Source organism: Clostridium sp. DSM 8431 (assembly GCF_900116755.1).
Classification (GTDB): Bacteria; Bacillota; Clostridia; order Clostridiales; family Clostridiaceae; genus Clostridium.
Map to the genome: position 1 here is coordinate 1 of NZ_FPBY01000280.1, position 2,444 is coordinate 2,444.

Here is a 2,444-nt window from a genome sequence, read left to right on the forward strand (position 1 = left end):
TTCATTGTAACTATACGAATTCAAATATATCATCTCCTAAAAAATCTTTGTTAAGATGATTGACATATTTTATCACTTTTATCCATAATACAGCCAATTCTTTTTTATATTGTGCAGGTGTGTTTTTTAACATTTCACCAGTTTCTTTATAATACTCTATTTTATCAGCTAACATTTTATTATATATAAATCTAGTACACCCAAAAGTTTTAGCAAGATATAATCTTTGTTCACTTGTTGGATATATTCTATACTTATAGGCTTTAAGCATTATTTCACTCCCTGATTTTCAATATGTTTTCTCACAATTTCAATAGGCGCTCCACCAGTAGTTAATAAGCAATAGCTTCTACTCCGTGAACATGGTCTTTATCATGATTCCATTCTTCTAAAGTTACACTGTACTTAGGTGAAATATATTCAAATATTTCTTTTAACCTATTGGATAATCATCAACAATTACTTTTCTACGATATTTTATAACCAATACTAAGTGATACGATAACTTGAACACTGAATTGTTATTCCTCACTTCTATCATTTGATACTGATTATATTGTACTGCTCTTGTTGACTATCCTCAAGTGCTATCTCCCACTTTAGAAGATGGGAGAATTTCGCACATTAAGGTTAAAATCTATTTTATTTATATTAATTATTATATTTTTATCCTTTTTAATATGTGCAACTACTCCTCCCCCTCAAAAATATAAGTATAATATTGATATTTCACTAAATGTTCCTACCAAGCATAAAGTAACAGTTTTAATTTATGGTGACGGATCTGTACTTGTAAATAAGGTTAAAAACAATGGTGAAACCTTAACCTTTAATAGATTGGATACTATTAATATTAATTTTATGCCTGATAAAAATTATGTAGTATATAAAATATTACTTAATGATATTGATATTACTTCCTCTATTCAAAATAATACTTTTATTATTCATAATATTTCAGAAGACTATACCCTAAAGATTTGGTTTACACTTAATGAAAAATATAAAAATTCTTCTATAGATAATCTAGCTATAATAAATAATCAAATTACTAAAGAATTCTCCAAAATAACTTTGCCGTATATAAATAACTTTATTAAAACTGGAGATAAAAATTTTTTTATTATATGCAGTCTTATATTCACAGCAATTCTATCTTTAATTTATTTGTCTTATTATATTGGCATAAAAATAAATAGCTTTACAATTTATCAAAACAAATATTCTCTGCCTTTATTATATTTAATCTACCCTTTGGCAGAGAGTATTTAATTTATTTCCATATTTCATCCCCAAAGGATATTAAAAACTCTGAAAGTTCCTGAGCCATTTCTGCAGCATAAGACACTTTTAGATGTTCATAAGGAAGCACTCCATTTCTAATAAACTTATATTGAACAACTTTAGAATCATTAAGTTCATATATAATTTCAGTTAATGCCTTATCCCATATCTCTTCATGCTTGGCTATTGAAGTTATTAAAACAAATAGTGCTTTAGGATACTTTTCTCTTAAACTCTTAATTATTCCCTTATATTTTTCTTTCCAAATATTTTTCTTTATTTCATTAATATTACCAAAGGGATAACTATCATGAAACCCAAGTTCTATAATTACTACATGGGGTATAAATTCATTAAAATTCCACTTTGTACACTCCCCAAGCTCAGGATTATATCTTAATTTATCATAAGTATATTCTAGTCCTAAATTTCTTTCTCTTCTAAAGAAACCTGTCTCATTTAACAAGGCCAATCCCCCTTGAGCATTATTATTAACTTCAGCTCCCAAATATCTTCCAAGAACTAAAGGAAAGGAAAAATATCCATTTGAACTCTTTCCTTTATAACTTTCTAATTGGTTCTTTGCTATACTTGTTGTTAGTTCACAAAGTTCACCACTACTTAAGGAACCTCCAAAACATTCTATACGCCTTTTACATCTTTCTTTTGATTCTAAAATTTCACCTTCTTTATTAAGAATAATACCTAAAAAATCAAAATAATGGCACGCATCTTGTCTCTTATAGATAACGATTTCATGTTCTTTATTACTAAGCCCACTCATTATATTAACTATTCTAATTTTACTATCCCTATTTAGCTTAATTCTCCCTTGTATATTTCCCTGAACCTCCCACGCTAAAGTCTCAGTGTTCTTGGTTTTCTTAGCACTAATGTGCTAAGAAAACCCAAGCTATCCCCGTAGTTCTTAACTTTAATCGTTTTTGAGGTTATCGTTCGCATAAAAACGCTACTTTTTATACAGTTCTCTTATGAACTTCTTAATATTTCTATTAAGCACAGACTATATCTTATCCTACAGCATTACCTGTTTAGGTCTACCCGCTTCCACTACCAATAGCTTGTAGTGTACTCCCCTCAGGAGGGATAGTCGTTGAAGTTTCTCCTATTTAGAGCTTACCTGCTGATTATCCATTGTA

2 protein-coding genes and 2 pseudogenes are annotated in these 2,444 nt (G+C 28.7%); 1 reads left to right on the forward strand and 3 read right to left on the reverse strand.

The genetic code is table 11. The features are described from left to right. Nucleotides 1–97 precede the first annotated feature (97 nt). Nucleotides 98–271: pseudogene (locus tag BM384_RS16670) on the reverse strand (helix-turn-helix domain-containing protein); the annotation flags it as partial. Next, nucleotides 271–541: pseudogene (gene tnpA / locus BM384_RS16675) on the reverse strand (IS200/IS605 family transposase). The pseudogenes BM384_RS16670 and tnpA, both read right to left, overlap by 1 nt. A gap of 320 nt (nucleotides 542–861) precedes the next feature. On the opposite strand from tnpA, the gene BM384_RS18060 reads away from it, so the two are divergent. Next, a complete protein-coding gene (locus BM384_RS18060; RefSeq protein WP_207650749.1) occupies nucleotides 862–1,272 on the forward strand; it encodes a hypothetical protein in 411 nt (136 codons plus the stop codon). Between the two features lies 1 nt (nucleotide 1,273). On the opposite strand, the gene BM384_RS16685 is transcribed toward BM384_RS18060, so the two are convergent. Beyond that, nucleotides 1,274–2,179: an SGNH/GDSL hydrolase family protein gene (locus BM384_RS16685; protein WP_175537442.1), complete on the reverse strand. Its 906-nt coding sequence runs from the start codon at nucleotides 2,177–2,179 to the stop codon at nucleotides 1,274–1,276. Nucleotides 2,180–2,444: the final 265 nt, after the last annotated feature.

What these genes read in the sequence shown, in the direction of transcription:
- BM384_RS18060 (WP_207650749.1), top strand. Translation starts at nt 862, where the DNA reads ATGCCTGATAAAAATTATGTAGTATATAAAATATTACTTAATGATATT.